The sequence below is a fragment of the Sideroxydans lithotrophicus ES-1 genome (assembly GCF_000025705.1).
GTDB lineage: Bacteria > Pseudomonadota > Gammaproteobacteria > Burkholderiales > Gallionellaceae > Sideroxyarcus > Sideroxyarcus lithotrophicus.
The window spans coordinates 2,129,711-2,149,522 of the sequence record NC_013959.1 but is presented as its reverse complement, the minus strand read 5'-3'; the positions used below and the strand labels follow the sequence as shown (position 1 = coordinate 2,149,522).

At 59.5% G+C, this 19,812-nt stretch carries 18 protein-coding genes and 1 riboswitch; of the genes, 17 read left to right on the top strand and 1 reads right to left on the bottom strand.

The genetic code is table 11. From position 1 onward, the window contains the following. The first annotated feature begins 100 nt into the window (after positions 1-100). From SLIT_RS10595 to truA, 3 genes are read left to right on the top strand one after another with little or no spacing between them, the layout of a single operon-like run. Complete coding sequence (locus SLIT_RS10595; protein ID WP_013030246.1) at positions 101-2,809, top strand: motility hub landmark protein FimV; 2,709 nt, start codon at positions 101-103, stop codon at positions 2,807-2,809. A 59-nt stretch (positions 2,810-2,868) separates the two neighbouring features. Further along, positions 2,869-3,489 (top strand): energy-coupling factor transporter transmembrane component T family protein, encoded by a 621-nt coding sequence (locus SLIT_RS10590; RefSeq protein ID WP_041420853.1) that lies wholly within the window; start codon positions 2,869-2,871, stop codon positions 3,487-3,489. Further along, entirely contained in the window at positions 3,486-4,250 is a 765-nt protein-coding gene (gene truA, locus SLIT_RS10585; RefSeq protein WP_013030244.1) for a tRNA pseudouridine(38-40) synthase TruA, read from the top strand. The genes SLIT_RS10590 and truA overlap by 4 nt, the downstream gene beginning before the upstream one ends. A gap of 38 nt (positions 4,251-4,288) precedes the next feature. On the opposite strand, the gene SLIT_RS10580 is transcribed toward truA, so the two are convergent. Next, positions 4,289-5,503: a cation:proton antiporter gene (locus tag SLIT_RS10580; RefSeq protein ID WP_013030243.1), complete on the bottom strand. Its 1,215-nt coding sequence runs from the start codon at positions 5,501-5,503 to the stop codon at positions 4,289-4,291. Between the two features lie 209 nt (positions 5,504-5,712). Between SLIT_RS10580 and SLIT_RS10575 the strand changes: the two genes are divergently transcribed. From SLIT_RS10575 to alaS, 14 genes are all read left to right on the top strand, one after another. Beyond that, a complete protein-coding gene (locus SLIT_RS10575) occupies positions 5,713-6,342 on the top strand; it encodes a phosphoribosylanthranilate isomerase (protein WP_013030242.1) in 630 nt (209 codons plus the stop codon). Next, a complete protein-coding gene (trpB, locus tag SLIT_RS10570) occupies positions 6,323-7,522 on the top strand; it encodes a tryptophan synthase subunit beta (protein ID WP_013030241.1) in 1,200 nt (399 codons plus the stop codon). The genes SLIT_RS10575 and trpB overlap by 20 nt, the downstream gene beginning before the upstream one ends. Then, positions 7,519-8,316 (top strand): tryptophan synthase subunit alpha, encoded by a 798-nt coding sequence (trpA, locus tag SLIT_RS10565; protein ID WP_013030240.1) that lies wholly within the window; start codon positions 7,519-7,521, stop codon positions 8,314-8,316. Before trpB ends, trpA begins: the two co-directional genes overlap by 4 nt. A gap of 13 nt (positions 8,317-8,329) precedes the next feature. Next, positions 8,330-9,214 (top strand): acetyl-CoA carboxylase, carboxyltransferase subunit beta, encoded by an 885-nt coding sequence (accD, locus tag SLIT_RS10560; protein ID WP_013030239.1) that lies wholly within the window; start codon positions 8,330-8,332, stop codon positions 9,212-9,214. A gap of 4 nt (positions 9,215-9,218) precedes the next feature. After that, a complete protein-coding gene (locus tag SLIT_RS10555) occupies positions 9,219-9,569 on the top strand; it encodes a DUF3147 family protein (protein WP_013030238.1) in 351 nt (116 codons plus the stop codon). A 16-nt stretch (positions 9,570-9,585) separates the two neighbouring features. Further along, positions 9,586-10,956, top strand: a complete 1,371-nt coding sequence (gene folC, locus SLIT_RS10550; RefSeq protein ID WP_013030237.1) for a bifunctional tetrahydrofolate synthase/dihydrofolate synthase — start codon at positions 9,586-9,588, stop codon at positions 10,954-10,956. 18 nt (positions 10,957-10,974) lie between these two features. Beyond that, positions 10,975-11,634 carry an SPOR domain-containing protein gene (locus SLIT_RS10545; RefSeq protein ID WP_013030236.1) on the top strand — a complete coding sequence of 220 codons (660 nt, stop codon included), beginning with the start codon at positions 10,975-10,977 and terminating at the stop codon, positions 11,632-11,634. 9 nt (positions 11,635-11,643) lie between these two features. After that, positions 11,644-12,123, top strand: coding sequence for a CvpA family protein (locus SLIT_RS10540; RefSeq protein WP_013030235.1), 480 nt, complete (start codon positions 11,644-11,646; stop codon positions 12,121-12,123). A gap of 34 nt (positions 12,124-12,157) precedes the next feature. Beyond that, positions 12,158-13,684: an amidophosphoribosyltransferase gene (purF, locus tag SLIT_RS10535; RefSeq protein WP_013030234.1), complete on the top strand. Its 1,527-nt coding sequence runs from the start codon at positions 12,158-12,160 to the stop codon at positions 13,682-13,684. Positions 13,685-13,714: 30 nt separating this feature from the next. After that, a riboswitch (SAM riboswitch) is annotated at positions 13,715-13,788 on the top strand. A 69-nt stretch (positions 13,789-13,857) separates the two neighbouring features. Continuing rightward, the gene (locus SLIT_RS10530) at positions 13,858-15,024 is read left to right on the top strand and encodes an O-succinylhomoserine sulfhydrylase (RefSeq protein ID WP_013030233.1); all 1,167 of its coding nucleotides are present in this window, start codon (positions 13,858-13,860) and stop codon (positions 15,022-15,024) included. Continuing rightward, positions 15,021-15,512 carry a CinA family protein gene (locus SLIT_RS10525; RefSeq protein WP_013030232.1) on the top strand — a complete coding sequence of 164 codons (492 nt, stop codon included), beginning with the start codon at positions 15,021-15,023 and terminating at the stop codon, positions 15,510-15,512. Before SLIT_RS10530 ends, SLIT_RS10525 begins: the two co-directional genes overlap by 4 nt. Before the next feature lie 84 nt (positions 15,513-15,596). Beyond that, positions 15,597-16,622 (top strand): recombinase RecA, encoded by a 1,026-nt coding sequence (recA, locus tag SLIT_RS10520; RefSeq protein WP_013030231.1) that lies wholly within the window; start codon positions 15,597-15,599, stop codon positions 16,620-16,622. After that, positions 16,600-17,073: a recombination regulator RecX gene (gene recX, locus SLIT_RS10515; protein ID WP_013030230.1), complete on the top strand. Its 474-nt coding sequence runs from the start codon at positions 16,600-16,602 to the stop codon at positions 17,071-17,073. The genes recA and recX overlap by 23 nt, the downstream gene beginning before the upstream one ends. A 90-nt stretch (positions 17,074-17,163) precedes the next feature. Further along, on the top strand, positions 17,164-19,785 hold the full coding sequence (alaS, locus tag SLIT_RS10510) for an alanine--tRNA ligase (RefSeq protein WP_013030229.1): 2,622 nt from the start codon (positions 17,164-17,166) through the stop codon (positions 19,783-19,785). Positions 19,786-19,812: the final 27 nt, after the last annotated feature.

Sequence of the window (19,812 nt, the reverse complement as noted above, 5' to 3'; positions counted from 1 at the left end):
ACTAGTGGTTAACGCATGAACTTAAGGGAAAAGTGAGCTTGCATCACTAACCCTATGATGTTAATCTGAATAACGTCTGGGAAAATAAAAGGGTGGCGGCGTGCTTAAATCAATTCTAAAAGCGTCAATTTTCATTGCCTGTCTGGCTGGGTCTGGCATCGCCAGTGCGGCAGGCTTGGGAGGCATCAATGTGACCTCGTCGCTGGGGCAACCCCTGAAGGCCGAGATCGCGGTGCTCGATATCGATAAAGCAGACAAATCAACCCTCAGGGCCAAACTGGCATCTGCCGATGCATACAAGAATGCAGGTATGGATTTTCCATATGGCATCCCCAAGCTCAAGTTCCAGATCGAGGATCATGCCAATGGTGACTCATTCATCAAGGTGACCTCTATCCAGCCGATCAACGACCCGTTCCTCACCTTGCTGGTCGAATTGAATTGGTCTTCCGGCAAGCTATTGCGGGAATACACCTTCCTGCTCGATCCGCCCGGCTACAAGCCCGAGCAACCCAAACCGGAAGAAGTGACGCCGATCGAGCCGGTCCTGGCTGCGCCAGTCGTTGAACCAGCCTCGGCACCAGTCGCCACTGCCGAAGAGGCGGCTTCCGAACCTGTTGCTGCCATGCCGCAGCCTGCATCGGCAGAGGCGCTTCCTGCCGTTGTGCCGACTGCCGAAAGTGCCGTTGTCGCAGCGCCAGTGGCAGAAAGCGCAGTGACTGCGGCGCCGGCAGCAGAGTCTGCACCAGCCGAAAGTGGGCTGACCGAGCAAGAGCTGTCCCAGGCGAGTGCGCCGGTTGCGGCAGCACCTGCCGAGGTCGCCCCTGTGAAGCAGGATGCGCTGAGCAAGGAAGAGGCGCTTGCCGAAGCGTCTCCAGTTGGTTCGTCCGAACATATCACCGTGCTGCGTGGCGACACGCTGAGCAAGATCGCTGCGCAGATCAAACCTGACAATGTCAGTCTGGAGCGTATGCTGGTTGCGCTGTATCGCGAAAACGCCGGAGTGTTCGACGGACATAACATGAACCGGATAAGGGCGGGGAAGATACTGAATATCCCGTCAAGCGATGCAGTCCAGAAGATGCCTCAGGCGGATGCGGTGGAGGAGATACGCGCACAGGCTGCCGATTGGAATGCGTACCGCCAGAAATTGTCGGCGGCTCGCACTGCAAAGGCAGAGAGCGAGGACAAGCAGGAAGCCGCTGGCAAGATCAGCACTGCTGTGACCGACAAGGCAACTTCCAGCAAGGAGCCAGCCAAAGAGGTATTGAAACTCTCCAAAGGCGAAGCCCCGAATGACAAAGCGGTCGGTGGCGGAAAATCCACGTCACAGGACAAAGTCATTGCCAAGGAAGAGGAATCCATAGCTCAAGGCAAGGCATTGAAGGATGCTCAGGAACGTACCGCGATTCTGGAAAAGAACGTCCAGGATATGAAGCGTCTGGCTGAGTTGAAGCAAGAAGCCGCAACAGCATCTGCACCTGCGGCTGCGGTCACAGTCAATGCTGCCTCGGCTACGCAGGCGGCCAGCAGTGTGGCGCCTGCAAAACCAAAGGTGGTTCACCCCAAGATTGCTATGCCTAAGGTCGTTGAACAACCTTCGCTGGTAGAGCAACTGATGAGCGAGCCGCTCTACCTTGCCGGTGGCGCGGCAGTATTACTGCTGCTGGGCGGATTGGGATTCATGGCTGTAAAGCGCGGCAAGCAGGGTGGTGGCAAGAAGAAAGCGCCGGCAAAGAAAAAAGACGAGGATGAGGGTAGTTCCACCGGACGCATGGCGGCGCCGATCGCCCCCTCTCCAGAAACAGGTGACTTCACAAATGCTGCAGCACAAGCGGCACCTGTTGCAAGCGCGGATTCTGAGGAAGTGGATCCCATTGGAGAAGCGGATCTGTTCCTGACGTTCGGTCGCGATGCGCAGGCCGAAGAAGTGCTGAAAGAGGCATTGAAAAAGAATCCGAACAACATGCCGGTCAAGCTCAAGCTGTTGTCCATCTATGCCAATCGCAAGGACACCAATTCTTTTTACAGCTACGCACGCGAGATAAAGGAATCGGGAGATGATGCCGCCTGGCAACAGGCTGCTGCGATGGGTCGGGAGGTCGATCCCAGCAATCCGTACTATGGCGGCGATTCCAGCGCCTCAGCTGCTGCCGGGGGAAAAGCTGAAGCTGCACCGGCGGCACCGGCCGTAGACTTCGATCTGGGCTTCGGCTCTCCAGCGCCGGCCGCTCCTGCATTCGCAAGTCAGAACACAGTAGTGCTGGAGGCGCAGCCAGTGCAAGAGAAGACAGCCATCATGTCGCAGGAAGAGTTGCAGCGTGCAGTTCAAGCTGCCCCGATGGATTTTGATATAACCGGCACCAATCCTGGTGTGCCGGCGCTCGGTTCTGCCCAGCAGGATTTGGCGGCGGTAACGACCATGGATGATCTGGTATTCGACGTGACCGCCACCCATCCCAAAGTACCTGCTTCTGCTCCTGTCGCTGCGGCTCCTGCAGAAGATGGCGGGCTGGCGTTTACACTCGACTTCCCGCTGGAGAGCACACCGGCAGCGGTCACTCCAGCCCGCAGCCTGGGCCTGGATGAGATCACCCTGAACCTGGATAAAACCGGGACATCTGTCTCGGCAGGTGCTACAGCACAGAAGGACGAGCGCTGGCAGGAAGTTGCCACCAAACTCGATCTGGCCAAGGCTTACCAGGAGATGGGCGATGCTGCCGGGGCACGCGAGATACTGGAAGAAGTCTTGCGCGATGGAGACGAACAGCAGCGAGATTCTGCGCAAGCATTGATGCAGCAACTGTAATTTATGCTGTTGCGAACCGAACGGCAGCCTGCGCGGCTGCCGTTTTTCATTTTACTGATATGAAATTGATTCCACATCCTGCCATGCAGATACTTGTCTGGGTGTTGCTTGCCTTGCTGGCGCAACATCTGCGGCCGATCGCCTTGCTGGCGGTTACCTTCATCCTGTTCGTGCTGGCTTTGAGTCTATGCGCGAAACAGATACTTGGCCTGGTGCGGCGCACGCGCTGGATATTGGTCTCCCTGCTGCTGATCTATGCTTACACGACACCGGGAACGGCGCTTTGGTTTCAGCTTGGCATCGTTTCTCCCACCCGGGAGGGTCTGCTGGATGGATCGTTGCAGCTGGGGCGCTTGCTGTGCGTGTTGTCAGGACTGGCCATTCTGTTGGAGTTGCTGCCACAGTCACAACTGATCGGCGGGCTATATACCCTTGCATATCCGCTGCGCTGGCTCGGATTGTCGCGCGAGCGTATCGCTGTAAGGCTGGCGTTGACGCTGGAGTATGCGGAATCCGCCATGCGCGATACGGCGAGTGATTGGCGTTCAACCATTCGTGCTGCCATGCAGTCTTCTGCAAGCGGCCCCGAGCATATCGAATTGAAGCTCCAGCCTTTCCGTGCCGTCGATATCTTGTTGTTACTGGCATGTGCGGCTGTGCTGACAGGAATCTGGCGATGAGGATAGCGCTTGGCATCGAATACGACGGCAGCGGCTACAACGGCTGGCAAAGCCAGCCGGACGTGCCCAATATTCAGGACACATTGCAAGCGGCGTTGAGCAGGATCGCAGGCGAAAATATCTCCATCATTGCCGCAGGAAGGACCGATACTGGCGTTCATGCACTGGAACAGGTTGTGCATTTCGATACCGGCATCGTCAGGCCGCTCGCCTCGTGGGTGCGGGGCACGAATGCCTTGTTGCCGAAAGATGTTGCCGTGCTGTGGGCGCATCCCGTTGCCGATGAGTTCCATGCGCGTTTCTCGGCACAGGCACGCAGCTATCAGTATGTGCTCATCAACCGGCCTTCGCGGAGCGCGGTCCATCACGGCAAGGTGGGCTGGTTCCACTTGCCGCTGGACGTGGAGGCGATGCGGATGGCAGCGCAAAACCTGCTGGGTGAACACGACTTCAGCGCCTTCCGTTCCTCACAGTGTCAGGCCAAGACCCCGGTGAAGACACTGGCGCAACTCGACATCGTGCAACAGGGCGATATCATCATTTTCAACCTGACGGCAAACGCCTTCCTCCACCACATGGTGCGCAATATCGTCGGTTGTCTGTTGTACGTTGGCAAGGGAAAGTACCCGCCGCAGTGGATGCATGAACTGCTACAGGGGCGCGAGCGCAAACTGGCAGCACCGACCTTTGCGCCGGATGGTTTGTATTTGTGCCATATCACTTACGATGCAAAATGGGGTTTGCCGCAAGGACGTGGTTGATCCGTGCTGGCGTTTGCGGGTAAGCGGATGCTTGCCGGTTAGCTGGTTGCTTTGAAGCGATCGCCATGCCGGTTATAAAACGCTTTGAGTACGAATGGCGGCAGCAGCGTAGTCAAAGCGATCACGATGATCGTCGCGGCATATACATCATCGACCAGGATGCCATTGGCTCGGCCCAGCTCGGCAAAAATCAAGCCGACTTCTCCACGCGGGACCATCGATATGCCGATGGCCCAGCGCACATGCATGGGCTCGCGCAGTAACAGTGCGCCAACGAGTTTTCCCGCTATGGCCACCAGCAGCAAGCTGGCCGAAAAGGCGTATACGAAAACAGAATTCCAGTTGACTTGCTGAAGATTGAGGGAGAGCCCGACCACCACGAAAAAGATCGGGGTGAACAAGTTGATGATCGGCAACATCTGTTTTTCCACTTGTTCGTTGAAGCTGGGGTTGCTGTGTAGTGCAAGGCCGAATGGAAGAAAGAACCTGCGCGACAAGGCCAGCCCGGCAGCGAATCCGCCCAGTAACTCCGGTGCGCCGATGGCATGGGCAAACCAGGCAAAGAACAACACCAGCGACACAATGGAGATTGGAATGAGACCGGGGAGGGCGCTGGCCTGGTCGAAATGCTGGATGAGCACCGACATCAGCTTGGCTGCAGCCGGAGCGATCAGGAAAAACGCCAGAACGAACAGCAGGACCTTGCCGCTTTCGGTAAAGTCGACGTTCCCGCTGACGGAGAATTCATAGAGCAATGCAAGCAATAGAATACCCAATATGTCATCTATGACCGCTGCGCCCAGGATGACTTGGGCTTCATGACTGTGCTGGCGATCCAGGTCGGCCAGCACGCGCAGAGTGATGCCGATGCTGGTGGCAGTAATGGTGCCGGCAACAAAGAGGGAGACGATCATGGCCAGACCGAATCCCCAGAAACATAGCGCGAATCCAAGGACGAAAGGCAGGATGAAGCCGGTGATGGCTACCACCACGGACCTGCTGCCGGCGCGTACCAGTTGCATGATGTCGGTTTCCAGCCCGACATCGAACAGCAGCAAGATGATGCCGATTTCGGCCAGCAGGCGGAACGTCTGCGTCGGCTCGATCCATCCAAGCAGGCTCGGCCCCAGTGCCACTCCGGCAAGCAACTCGCCGATAACCGAAGGAGATTTCAGGCGCACCGCCAGCTCTGCAAAGATGCGGGAGGCGATCAGGATGCCGAGAAGCTGGAGCAGAAATGTTTGGGAGTTCATCTGTATTATTGGTAGCTGTTTGCTCCATGGGAGATGCTGGCTATATTGATTGCTTACCTTGTCAGAAACGTATCCCGCCAATGGGTGGGAGTCAATATCTGTTCGAGTTTCCCTGGTATCAAAAGAGCAAGCCAGAGCATGTGGAATCCGGCATCTTGCCGGAATGCTTTACAATGCCGCCTCGGTAATTGAGCTAACCCCCTGACAATATGACCAGGATCAAGATTTGCGGCATCACCCGCGCAGAAGATGCGTTGGCGGTCGCGCGCAGCGGTGCTGATGCGATCGGATTCGTGTTCTATGATAAGAGCCCGCGTTACGTCACGCCGCAACAGGCCGCGAAGCTGGCACGTGCCGTGCCACCGTTCGTCACGCTGGTGGGTTTGTTTGTGAACTCTTCCGACGAATATGTGCGCGATGTGCTGGCGCAGGTGCCGCTGGATGTGTTGCAGTTCCATGGTGAGGAAACACCGGAGTTCTGCCGGCAGTTCGGCAGGCCTTACTTGAAGGCAATCCGGGTCAAGCCGGGGGTGGATTTGGTACAATGCGCGGCTTCTTACAGTGCTGCCCAAGGCTTGTTGCTGGATGCCTTTGTCGAAGGCACGCAAGGCGGCACCGGGGAGTCGTTCGACTGGTCGCTGATCCCGCGCGAACTTTCGCTGCCGCTGATCCTGTCCGGCGGTTTGCATGCGGGCAATGTGGCTGAAGCGATAAGAAAAATCCGGCCTTACGCGGTGGATGTGTCCAGTGGCGTGGAGGCGGCAAAGGGGATCAAGGACGCGGCGAAAGTCGCCGCGTTCATCAACGAGGTTAAGCAGATTGACTTACAACTTTCCTGATTCATCCGGCCATTTCGGCCAGTTCGGCGGCATCTACATGGCCGAGACGCTCATTCCGGCGGTGGAGGAGTTGCGCCAGCAGTACCTGCGCTTTCGCGACGATCCGGAATTCAAGGCTGAATTCGCTTATGAGCTGAAGCACTACGTCGGCCGCCCCAGCCCGATCTATCACGCCAAGCGCCTGTCGGACAGCCTGGGCGGTGCGCAGATCTACCTCAAGCGCGAAGACCTCAACCATACCGGCGCGCACAAGATCAACAACGCCATCGGTCAGGCCCTGCTGGCCAAGCGCATGGGCAAGAAACGCGTCATCGCCGAGACCGGCGCCGGCATGCATGGCGTGGCGACGGCGACGGTGGCCGCACGCTTTGGCATGGAATGCATCGTCTATATGGGCGCGGAAGACATTCAGCGCCAGGCGCCCAATGTGTTCCGCATGAAGCTGCTGGGTGCGAAAGTGGTGCCGGTGGAAAGCGGTTCCAGAACGCTCAAGGACGCCTGCAACGAAGCGATCCGCGATTGGGTCACCAATGTCGAAAGCACGTTCTACATCTTCGGCACCGCGGCGGGGCCGCACCCATATCCGATGATGGTGCGTGATTTCCAGTGCGTGATCGGCAACGAAGCCAAGGTGCAGATGCCGGAGATGATCGGGCGCCAGCCCGATACGGTGATCGCCTGCGTCGGCGGCGGTTCCAATGCCATCGGCATGTTCTATCCCTATATCGAAGTGCCGAACGTGCAGATCATCGGCGTGGAAGCAGGTGGTCACGGCATCGCCAGCGGGCAGCATGCCGCGCCGCTCACCGGCAATGCCAAGGTTGGCGTGCTGCACGGCAACAAGGTCTACCTGATGCAGGACGAGAACGGACAGATCATCGAGACGCACTCCATTTCCGCCGGACTGGACTATCCGGGCGTAGGTCCTGAGCATTGCCTGTTGAAGGACATCGGCCGTGCGCAATATGTCGCCATCAACGACGATGAAGCCATCGCTGCCTTCGATGCGCTGTGCCGTTTGGAAGGCATCATTCCCGCGCTGGAATCGAGCCATGCACTGGCGCACGCGATGAAGATCGCGCCAACCATGGGTAACGACAAGGTGCTGCTGGTGAACCTGTCCGGTCGCGGCGACAAGGACATGAACACCGTCGCCAAGCTGAAGGGGATCACGCTATGAGCCGCATCCAAGCGACCTTTGACAAGCTGAAGCAGCAACAGCGCAAGGCGCTGATCCCGTTCATCACGGCCGGCGACCCGTCGCAGCAGCTCACTGTGCCGCTGATGCACGGCTTGGTGGCTGCCGGTGCAGATGTGTTGGAACTCGGTGTGCCATTCTCCGATCCGATGGCGGACGGCCCGACCATTCAGCGCGCTTCCGAGCGTGCGCTCAGGAACGGCATGTCGCTGCGCGGCGTGCTGGGCATGGTGGCGGAGTTCCGCAAACAGGACACGACCACGCCGGTGGTGCTGATGGGCTATGGTAACCCGATCGAGGCCATGGGCTGGGAAACATTCGCGCAACGTTGCGCCGAAGTCGGCGTGGACGGTGTACTGACGGTGGATTTCCCCCCGGAAGAGAGCCACGAGGCGTTCGAGCATCTGCAGCGCCACAACATCGCCCCCATCTTCCTGCTGGCGCCGACCACCAACGAAGCGCGCATAGCCCAAGTCGCCAAGCTGGCGCGCGGTTATGTGTATTACGTCTCGCTCAAGGGCGTCACCGGTGCGGGCAATCTCGACCTGGCGGCCATCGAGCAGAAACTGCCGCAGCTGCGCAAGCACATCAAGCTGCCCATCGGCGTCGGTTTCGGTATCCGCGATGCAGCGACTGCCAGGGCTGTCGCGGGGTTATGCGACGGCGTGGTGGTGGGCAGCCGCATCGTGCAGGAAGTCGAGGATTCGACCGAACAAAATGTAGTCGCCAACGTGGGTAAATTGGTGAAAGAATTGCGTCAGGCGATCGATCAATAAAGAGGAGAGCACCATGAGCTGGTTCCAAAAACTGTTACCGCCCAAGATTAAACGCAGGGGCGAGGCCGAGGCCAAAAAGAGTGTGCCGGACGGCTTGTGGCACAAATGTCCATCGTGCCAGGCGGTGCTGTATCACGCCGATCTGGAAAAGAACCATAGCGTCTGTCCCAAGTGCAACCACCATCACCGCATCAGCGCCCGCACCCGTCTCGATTGGTTGCTGGACACCGAAGGTCGTTTCGAGATCGGCTCCGAAGTGCTGTCGGTCGATACGCTGAAATTCAAGGATCAGAAGAAATACAGCGACCGTCTGGTCGATGCGAAGAAGAAGACCGGCGAGGACGATGCCCTGATCGTGCTGCAGGGCAGCATCCATGCATTGCCGGTCGTTGCGGCTGCATTCGAGTTCGACTTCATGGGCGGCTCCATGGGCTCTGTCGTGGGTGAGCGTTTTGTGCGCGGCGTGCAGGTGGCGCTGGAACAGCAATGCCCTTACATCTGTTTTTCTGCCAGCGGCGGTGCGCGCATGCAGGAAGGCCTGCTGTCGCTGATGCAGATGGCCAAGACCAGCGCCGCGCTCACCCAGCTTTCCGAAGCCAGGCTGCCGTTCATCTCGGTGCTGACCGATCCGACCATGGGCGGCGTCTCGGCAAGTTTTGCCTTTCTCGGTGACGTGGTCATCGCCGAACCGGGGGCATTGATCGGTTTTGCCGGTGCGCGCGTGATCCAGCAGACCGTGCGCGAAACGCTGCCGGAAGGTTTTCAGCGTGCCGAGTTCCTGCTGGAACACGGTGCTATCGACATGATCGTCGATCGGCGCGAGATGCGTAAGCAACTCGCAACTCTGATCACCCTGCTGACCAAACAGTCAGCCGTGGCGGAGATCGAAGCGGCCTGACGCGATGCTGTACTACGCGCTCAAGGTCGCGGTGTCCGCAGTCGTCATTGTGGCGATCGCGGAGATCGCGAAACGCAACATCGGCATTGCTGCACTGCTGGCGGCGATCCCGCTGACCTCGGTGCTGGCGTTCATCTGGATGCATATCGAAGGCGGCGAGCCTGCCCGCATCGCCGAACTCTCCGGCCAGATCTTCTGGCTGGTCATCCCGTCCCTGATCCTGTTCGTGCTGCTGCCGTTGCTGCTCAGGCAGGGGCTGGGCTTCTGGCTGAGCCTGGCGCTCTCGCTTGCGGCAACCGTCGCCTGCTACCTCGCGCTGCTGCCCGTGTTGCGCAAGCTCGGGGTGCAGTTGTAATCCTCTCGACATCGAAATGCCAAGCACCCTGGCCGACTGGCTGTCCTACCTCGAATCCCTGCATCCCAAGACCATCGCGCTTGGCCTAGAGCGCGTGGAGCAGGTCAGACGGAAACTGAACCTGCAGCCGGCATTTCCCGTCATCATCGTTGGCGGCACCAACGGCAAAGGCTCGGTATGTGCGATGCTGGAATCCATCCTGCATGCTGCCGGATACAAGGTCGGCTGCTACACCTCGCCGCACCTGCTGGAATACAACGAACGCGTGCGCATCGCCAAGCAGCAGGCCAGCGATGCCGAGTTGTGTGCCTCGTTCGCCGAGATCGAGCAGGCGCGCGGCGATATTTCGTTGACCTATTTCGAATTCGGCACGCTGGCTGCCATGCAGTGCTTCATTTCTCACCAGGTCGATGTCGCCGTCCTCGAGGTCGGCCTGGGTGGCAGGCTGGATGCAGTGAACGTGTTCGATGCAGATGTGGCTGTGGTGGCCAGCGTGGATATCGACCATGTCGATTACCTGGGCGATACGCGCGAAAAGATCGCGTTTGAGAAGGCAGGGATATTCCGCCAGGGGCGGGTGGCGATCTGTGCGGATGGCGATGTGCCGCAGGCGTTGCGCCAGCACGCACAAGCGGTTGCGGCGGAGTTGTGGTGTATCGGTAGCGAGTTCGGCTTTCAACTCCCCTCCCCCGCAGGCGGGGGAGAGGGTGGTGGCGAAGCTCACGTTATCAACGTCGGACAGCCACTCTCCCTAGCCCTCTCCCGCTCGCGGGAGAGGGAACAGAAGCCGATGGGGCAATGGAATTTCTACAGCAAAGTGGGGACTCGCAGTTCATTGCCGTTCCCCGCCTTGCGCGGCGCATTCCAGTTGCACAACGCCAGCGCGGTGTTGGCGGTGCTGGATGCGCTGAAGGATAAGCTGCCGGTGAGCATGGAAGCTGTGCGGCGCGGTTTGGTGGAGGTGCAGCTTGCGGGGCGGTTTCAGTTCGTGCCGGGGTTGCCGCAGTTGATTCTGGACGTGGCGCACAACCCGCATGCGGCGCGGTCGCTGGCGCAGAATCTGGCGGCGCTGCCACCCGCCAAAACCTTCGCAGTGTTTGCCATGCTCAAGGACAAGGATATGACCGGGGTGGTGGAGGCGCTCGACGGGCAGATCGACGTCTGGCTGGTTGCGGGCATAACTGCTCCGCGCGGGGCAACAGCGGCAGAGCTGGTCCAGGTACTTCAGGATGTACAGGTTCGCGGCGAGATCCAACCCTGTGCATCCATCGCCGATGCGATGCATGAGGCCAGCAATCGGGCGGGCGAAAATGATAGAATCGCGGCCTTCGGATCATTCTATACAGTGGCGGAAGTGATGCGGGTGCGCGGCTTGCGCTACGGCTGAACTTACTGGTGCGACGCAATGGCAAAACAGACGACAGATGAAGAATTCAACTTGAAGCGGCAGACCCGGCGCCGCTTGATTGGCGCTGTTGCGCTGGTATTGCTGGTGGTCATTCTGCTGCCGGTGGTTTTCGACAGCGAACCGCCAGCAACCAAGGGAAATGACATCGAACTGCGGATACCCAACAAGGACAACGCAGGCGAGTTCCAGCCCAAGATCGACTTGCCCGAGCTGGACAAGATGGCTTCTGCTGTCGTGCCTGCTTCTTCAGTGGCGAGCGCGTCGGCTGTGACCGAGGCGCCAGTGACAGTGCTTACTCCTGCGCCTGCAGAAAAACCCGCCGCCTTGCAGCCAGCGACCAAACACAAGCCGGAAGTAAAAGCCAAGCCAGAGCCAAAGCCTGCTCCCAAGCCCAAAGCCGTGAGCAAGCCGGTAGCCAAGTCACAGCCGGTGCCGAAAACGGGCTGGGGGGTGCAGGTAGGTGCCTTTGCCAACGCAGATACCGCCAAAAGTCTGCAAGCGAAGTTGAGCAAAAAGGGGTTTCACGCTTATACCGAGAAGGCCGGCAATGTCGTAAGAGTGCGCGTTGGCAGTTATCCTACGCGCGAAGCAGCAGAGAAGGTGCAAAGCAGGCTGGAAGCACAGGGGACTCAGTCCAACGTGGTCAGTCTGGAATAAGGTTCGCGAGTGACGTCGTTCGATTTTGCGGTCATTGCGATCATGGTGCTGTCGGCGCTGGTGGGTTGGTGGCGCGGATTCATGTACGAGCTGTTCTCGCTGATCGGCTGGTTGGCGGCATATATAGTGGCGCGCACCTATTCTGCGCAGGTAACGCCTTATGTTCCTTTGGCGGTGGGCGCGGAAAACATCCGTTCGGCGGCGGCGTTTGCAGCCCTGTTCATCGTGACGCTGATCGTGGGGGCGCTGTTTGCATGGTTCCTGGCACGGTTGGCGAAATTCGCCGGTTTGAGCGGGATGGACGGGAAGTTTGGCGCCATCTTCGGCATGTTGCGCGGCGGCTTGGTGGTGATCGCGCTGGTATGGCTTGGTGGCCTGACCGACTTGCCGCAGTTGCCGTTCTGGCGCAATGCACTGTCGAGCAAGCCGTTGCAGCAGGCGGCGCTGTATGCCAGGGATTACCTGCCGGAAGACACGGCGAAGAAATAGTCAGATCAACTTACTTGAGAAGCAGATAGCGAATATGTGTGGGATTCTAGGTGTCGTTGCGCAAAGCCCCGTCAACCAGTTGCTGTATGACGGCTTGCAAGTATTGCAGCATCGCGGGCAGGATGCTGCGGGTATCGCCACGCTGGATCGCAACACCTTCCATTTGCACAAGGGCAATGGCCTGGCGCACGACGTGTTCCGCACCCGCAACATGCGTGCGCTGACCGGCAATGCGGGTATCGCCCATGTGCGCTATCCGACCGCTGGTTCCGCCGTCGATCACAACGAAGCGCAACCGTTCTATGTGAATTCGCCGTTCGGCCTGGTGCTGGGGCACAACGGCAACCTCACCAACACCGCGCAACTGCAGAAGGAATTGTTCCTCGAGGACATGCGCCATGTGAACACCAACTCCGATTCGGAAGTGCTGCTCAACGTGCTGGCGCATGAGTTGCAGGCCAATGCCACGAACTTCCGTCTCGACAAAAAAGGCATCTTTGCCGCCGTCTCGGCGGTGCATCGCCGTTGCCGCGGCGCCTATGCCGTGGTGGCGATGATCTCTGGTTACGGCCTGCTGGCGTTTCGCGACACGCACGGCATACGTCCGCTGGTGGTCGGCAGCAACCAGACTGACAAGGGGGTGGAATACCTGGTGGCCTCCGAAAGTGTGGCGCTGGATACACTGGGCTTCAAATACCTGCGCGACATCGAACCCGGCGAAGCGGTGTTCATCGATCTCGACGGCAATTTCCACCATCAGCAATGCGCCGAGCATCCTGCGCTGAATCCCTGCATCTTCGAGTATGTCTATTTCGCACGGCCCGATTCGGTGATCGATGGGATATCCGTGTATGAGACACGCTTGAACATGGGAGAGTACCTGGCAGACAAGCTCATGCGCGTTTGGCCGGATCACGACATCGACGTGGTCATCCCCATCCCCGATTCCAGCCGCCCCAGCGCGCTGCAATTGGCCAACCGTCTGGGCATCCCCTTCCGCGAGGGTTTTGTGAAGAACCGCTACATCGGCCGTACCTTCATCATGCCGGGACAGGCGATGCGCAAGAAATCGGTGCGCCAGAAGCTCAATGCCATCAGCGTCGAATTCAAGGGCAAAAACGTGCTGCTGGTGGACGATTCCATCGTGCGCGGCACCACCAGCCGCGAGATCGTGCAGATGGCGCGTGATGCTGGTGCGCGCAAGGTCTATTTCGCTTCCGCCGCACCCCCCGTCAAGTTCCCCAATGTGTACGGCATCGACATGCCCAGCCGCAAGGAACTCATCGCCACCGGGCGCACGGACGAAGAGATATGCCGCGAGATCAGCGCCGACCGTATCATCTATCAGGATCTGGAAGACCTGAAGGCTGCAGTGCAGAAATGCAATCCCGGGATCGCCAAGTTCGATTGCTCCTGTTTCGATGGCGAATACATCACCGGCGACATCACCGACGAATATCTGGACCGCGTCGAAGCGGCACGGGTCGGCGGCAAGGCGAACAAGCAGGTGGACGATGAGCAGATGGAGCTCGACCTGGCGATGTCCGTCAGCTCGATGTGATGCGTTGACAGTTCGCGGCGGGGGGTGTTACTTTCCGTCTGCGCCGATTTGAGGAACAGCTTGCGGGCGCATTACAAATACTGCTAAAGCGAGGGAAACCCGGTTTAGCGCTAAGCTTTCCGGGTTTTTTATTGGCGACGTTGTCGGCGTGGACAGGTCGCAAGGACGAAAAAATGACTGAATCATACCAACCAGAGACGCTGGCGTTACGTGCCGGTGGCGTGCAAAGCCAGTTCCACGAACACAGCGAGGCTTTGTTCCTCACTTCCAGTTTTACCTTCGACAGTGCGGAACAGGCCGCCAAGCGTTTCATTGGCGAAGAGCCGGGCAACATCTATTCGCGCTTCACCAACCCCACCGTCACCATGTTCGAAGAGCGCCTCGCCGCGTTGGAAGGCGCCGAGCAGTGCGTGGCGACATCGTCCGGCATGTCCGCCATCCTGTCGGCCTGCATGGGGTTGCTCAAGGCTGGCGATCATGTGGTTGCGTCGCAGAGCATCTTCGGTTCGACCGTGAACCTGTTCAACAACGTGCTGAAGAAATTCGGCGTGGAGACGACCTTCGTTTCCGCCACCGATGTCGCGCAATGGCAGGCGGCGGTGCGCCCCAGCACGAAACTGTTCTTCCTGGAGACGCCGTCCAACCCGCTGACCGAAATCTCCGACATCGCGGCGATCTCAGCCGTGGCGAAGGGTTGCGGCGCCTTGCTGGCAGTGGACAACTGTTTCTGTACTCCCATCCTGCAACGTCCGTTCGAATTCGGCGCCGACATCGTCATTCATTCCGCCACCAAATACATCGACGGCCAGGGCCGCGTGCTGGGTGGCGCAGTGCTGGGCAGCAAGAAACTGATGGAGCCGGTGTATGGATTTCTGCGCACCACCGGTCCGACCATGAGCGCGTTCAACGCCTGGATATTCCTGAAAGGCATCGAGACGCTCAAACTGCGCATGGAAGCGCACAGCGCCAATGCGCTGCAACTGGCGCATTGGCTGGAGAGCCAAGCCAACGTGGCGCGCGTGTTCTATCCCGGCCTGCCGTCGCATCCGCAGCATGCACTGGCGATGAAACAGCAAAAGACCGGCGGCGGCATCGTGGCGTTCGAAGTGAAGGGCGGCAAAGCAGCAGCCTGGCGCGTGATCGATAACACCAAGCTGTTGTCCATCACGGCGAATCTGGGCGACACCAAGACCACCATCACCCACCCGGCGACCACCACGCATGCGCGCATCTCGCCGGAAGCGCGCGCGGCTGCCGGCATCGGCGATGGCTTGATCCGCATCGCCGTGGGTCTGGAAGCAGTGGTCGACATCCAGAACGACCTGGCGCGCGGGTTATGAGTGCCAGACTGGCCAAACAGCTGGGATCGGTACTCAAGGCGCATGCCATGATGCTGGCGACAGCGGAATCCTGCACCGGCGGCGGCGTTGCACAGGCGGTGACCAGAATATCGGGCAGCTCGGCCTGGTTCGACCGGGGTTTCGTGACCTATTCCAACACTGCAAAAGAAGAGATGTTGGGCGTTGCGCCCGAAACGCTGGTGAAGCATGGGGCGGTGAGTGAGGCAACGGTGCGTGAAATGGCGCAAGGAGCGCTGCAATATAGCCGTGCGCAGGTGGCCCTGTCCGTGAGCGGGATCGCCGGACCAACCGGCGGTACGCCGGAGAAGCCGGTCGGTACCGTCTGGTTTGCCTGGGCGACCAGCGATACGGTGCGTACTGCCTGTCACCATCTGGCCGGGGATCGCGATGCGATAAGGGTGAAAGCGGTGCGAATCGCCCTGCAAGGAACGATCAACTTGTTGAATAACATAACAAAGCTTGCGTAACTCAGAAAGAGAACGAACGTTCTGTACAAGTCGGAATTGTTGTGCCACAATCCGCCCCATCGAATTTTCTGAAAGGGGAACAAAATGGATGACAACAAGAGCAAGGCACTCGCGGCGGCACTCAGCCAGATCGAAAAGCAGTTTGGCAAAGGCTCTATCATGCGGCTGGGCGAGAGCGAGGTCGGCAAGGACATCCAGGTCGTGTCGACCGGTTCGCTGGGTCTGGACATCGCGCTGGGCGTCGGCGGCCTGCCGCGCGGTCGCGTGATCGAGATCTACGGCCCGGAATCCTCCGGCAAGACCACGCTCACCCTGCAAGTCATCGCCGAGATGCAGAAGATGGGCGGTACCGCTGCTTTCATCGATGCCGAGCACGCGCTCGATCCGGGCTATGCCAAGAAGCTGGGCGTGAAGGTCGAAGACCTGCTGATCTCGCAGCCGGACAACGGCGAGCAGGCGCTGGAGATCGTCGACATGCTGGTGCGCTCCGGTTCGGTCGATGTGGTGGTGGTCGACTCCGTTGCCGCGCTGACGCCGAAGGCCGAGATCGAAGGTGAGATGGGTGATGCGCAGATGGGCCTGCATGCCCGCCTGATGTCGCAAGCGCTACGCAAGCTCACCGCGAATATCAATCGTTCCAATACCATGGTCATCTTCATCAACCAGATCCGCATGAAGATCGGCGTGATGTTCGGCAATCCCGAGACCACCACCGGTGGCAATGCGCTGAAGTTCTACGCTTCGGTGCGCATGGATATCCGCCGCACTGGTGCGATCAAGAAGGGCGACGAGGTCATCGGCAACGAGACCCGCGTCAAGGTGGTCAAGAACAAGGTTGCACCTCCGTTCAAGGAAGCCAACTTCGACATCCTGTATGGCGAAGGCATCTCGCGCGAGGGCGAGATCATCGAGCTGGGTGTGCTGCACAAGATCGTCGAGAAGTCCGGCGCATGGTATGCCTACAACGGCGAGAAGATCGGCCAGGGCAAGGATAATGCGCGCGAATTCCTGAAGAGCAACCCGGTGATCGCCGCCGAGATCGAGAACAGGGTGCGTGCGGCGGTCGGCGTCGCCGCCTTGGGCGTCAGTGAAGTCGCAGAAGAAGCCTGAACTCAGCCTGCGCGTCCGCGCCATGCGGTATCTGGCGCGGCGCGAACATAGCCGGGCCGAGCTGCACGCCAAGCTGCAGCCCTATGTGCAGGAAGGCGAAGACCTGGTTGCCGTGCTGGACGAGCTGGAAAAGCGCAACTGGCTCTCGGACATCCGCGCCGCCACACAGTGGGTGGATGCCAAACGCGGGCGCTTCGGCACCCAGCGTATCGCCCACGAACTGCGCCAGAAAGGCATCGCCGAGAACCTGATCGCCGATGCCATCCCCCAACTGAAAGAAACCGAACTGGACGCGGCGCGCGAGGTGTGGCAGAAGAAGTTCGGCGTTCTGCCTAAAGACGCCAAGGAAAAAGCCAGACAAGTGCGATTTCTGCAATCGCGCGGGTTTTCCATAGACGTGACCCTCAAAGTCCTGAAACTGTCCTCCGTCATGGAGGAGGGGGAAGGCTGACACGGCACGCCGTACAGGCACACCAAATGGTATGATGCGCGCCTTGTCCAGCCTGCCTGGAACGTGACTTTAAGAGCTCAGGGTGCATCGATGAAAAGCAGTGAAATCCGCCAGAAATTCCTGGATTATTTTGCCTCCAAAGGCCATACCGTCGTTTCTTCCAGTTCGCTGGTGCCGCACGAAGACCCGACGCTGCTGTTCACCAATGCGGGCATGAACCAGTTCAAGGACGTGTTCCTCGGTTTCGACAAGCGCCCCTATACCCGCGCCGCTTCGTCGCAGAAATGCGTGCGTGCCGGCGGCAAGCACAACGACCTGGAAAATGTCGGTTATACCGCGCGCCACCATACCTTCTTCGAGATGCTGGGCAACTTCAGCTTTGGCGACTACTTCAAGCGCGACGCGATCAAGTACGCCTGGGAACTGCTGACCGAGGTGTTCAAGCTGCCCAAGGACAAGCTCTACGTCACCGTGTATGCCGAGGACGACGAGGCCTACGACATCTGGACCAAGAAAGTCGGACTGGCTGCGGATCGCGTGATCCGCATCGGTGACAACAAGGGTGCGCGCTACGCGTCCGACAACTTCTGGATGATGGGAGACACCGGCCCCTGCGGTCCCTGTACCGAGATCTTCTACGACCACGGCGCACATATTCCCGGCGGCCTGCCCGGCACGCCGGAAGAAGACGGCGACCGCTATATCGAGATCTGGAACAACGTATTCATGCAGTTCAACCGCGACGAAGCGGGCGTGATGCATCCGTTGCCCAAGCCTTCCGTCGACACCGGCATGGGGCTGGAGCGCATCTCGGCAGTGTTGCAGCATGTACACGCCAATTACGAGATCGACCTGTTCCAGGCGCTGATCAAGGCGGCCGCACGCGAAACCAATCAGACCAACCTCGACCAGCCCAGCTTGCGTGTGCTGGCCGACCACATTCGCGCCTGCTCTTTCCTGATCGCCGATGGCGTCATCCCCGGCAACGAAGGTCGCGGCTATGTACTGCGCCGCATCATTAGGCGTGCCATCCGCCACGGCTACAAGCTTGGCGCGCGTGAAGCGTTCTTCTACAAGATGGTGCCCGATCTGGTGGAGCAGATGGGCAGCGCTTATCCGGAGCTAGTTGCCGAGCAGGTGCGTGTGAAGGGCATCCTCAAGCTGGAAGAGGAACGCTTCTTTGCCACCATCGAGCATGGCATGGCGATCCTCGAAGCCGACCTGGCCGAGATGGAGAAGGCGGGCGGTAAGGTATTCAACGGCGAGACCGCGTTCAAGCTGCACGACACTTACGGTTTCCCGCTCGACCTGACCGCCGACATCTGCCGCGAACGCGGCGTGAAGGTGGACGATGCCGCGTTCAATGCGGCGATGGCGCGCCAGAAGGAGCAGGCGCGCGCGGCGGGCAAGTTCAAGATGGCTGCGAACCTCGAATATTCCGGTCCGGCGACCACTTTCCATGGATATGAATCGCTGGAACACAAAGGCAACATCCTCGCTTTGTACAAGGATGGTGTCGAAGTGAACGAACTGAATGAAGGCGACCTGGGCGTGGTGGTGCTGGACGATACCCCGTTCTACGCCGAGTCCGGCGGACAGGTCGGCGACAGCGGTGAACTGCGCAGCGTGCATGGCATCTTCGCGGTGGAAGACACGCAGAAGATACAAGCCTCGGTGTTTGGTCACCACGGCGTGGTGAAGACCGGCAAGCTGAGCGTGGGCAACGGCGTCACCGCCAGGGTGGATGTGGCGGCGCGCAGCCGCACCATGCGCAATCACTCGGCGACGCACCTGATGCACAAGGCGCTGCGCGAAGTGCTGGGCACCCATGTGCAGCAAAAGGGTTCGCAGGTCGATGCGGACAAGACGCGCTTCGACTTCGTGCATACGCAGCCGATGAGCGATGCGGAGATCCGCAAGGTGGAAGCCATCGTGAACGCCGAAATATTGAGCAATGCCGAGTGCCAGTCGCGCGTGATGCCGATCGAGGAAGCACAGAAGACCGGCGCGATGATGCTGTTCGGCGAGAAATACGGCGATGTGGTGCGCGTGCTGAACATCGGTTCGTCCATCGAATTGTGCGGCGGTACGCACGTGAAGCGCACCGGCGATATCGGCCTGTTCAAGATCGTGGCCGAAAGCGGCGTGGCGGCTGGTGTGCGCCGTGTCGAGGCGGTGACCGGCGAAGGTGCGCTGGCGCTGGTGCAACAGCAGGAAGTGCAACTGCAGCAGGTGGCCGATGCCGTGAAGGCGCAGCCGCAGGAAGCCGCCGCTCGCATCACGCAAATCCTCGATAACGTGAAGTCGCTGGAGAAAGAGCTGGCGGCACTGAAGTCCAAACTCGCTTCCGCACAGGGCGACGAGCTGCTGGCTCAGGCGCAGGATGTCAGCGGCGTGAAAGTCCTCGCGGCCAAGCTGGATGGCGCCGATGCAGCAGTGCTGCGCGAGACGCTGGACAAGCTGAAAGACAAGCTCAAATCCGCTGCGGTCGTACTGGCCTCGGTAGCCGAAGGCAAGGTGAGCCTGATCGCGGGCGTGACTGCCGATGCGACAGCCAAGGTCAAGGCAGGCGAGTTGGTGAATTTTGTCGCGCAACAGGTCGGTGGCAAGGGCGGCGGCAGGCCGGACATGGCGCAAGCAGGCGGCACGCAACCGGAACACCTGGCGAAGGCACTGGCATCCGTTCCGGATTGGGTAAAGGCAAAGCTCTGATCGGAACAGGGCTCCAGGCACCCGATT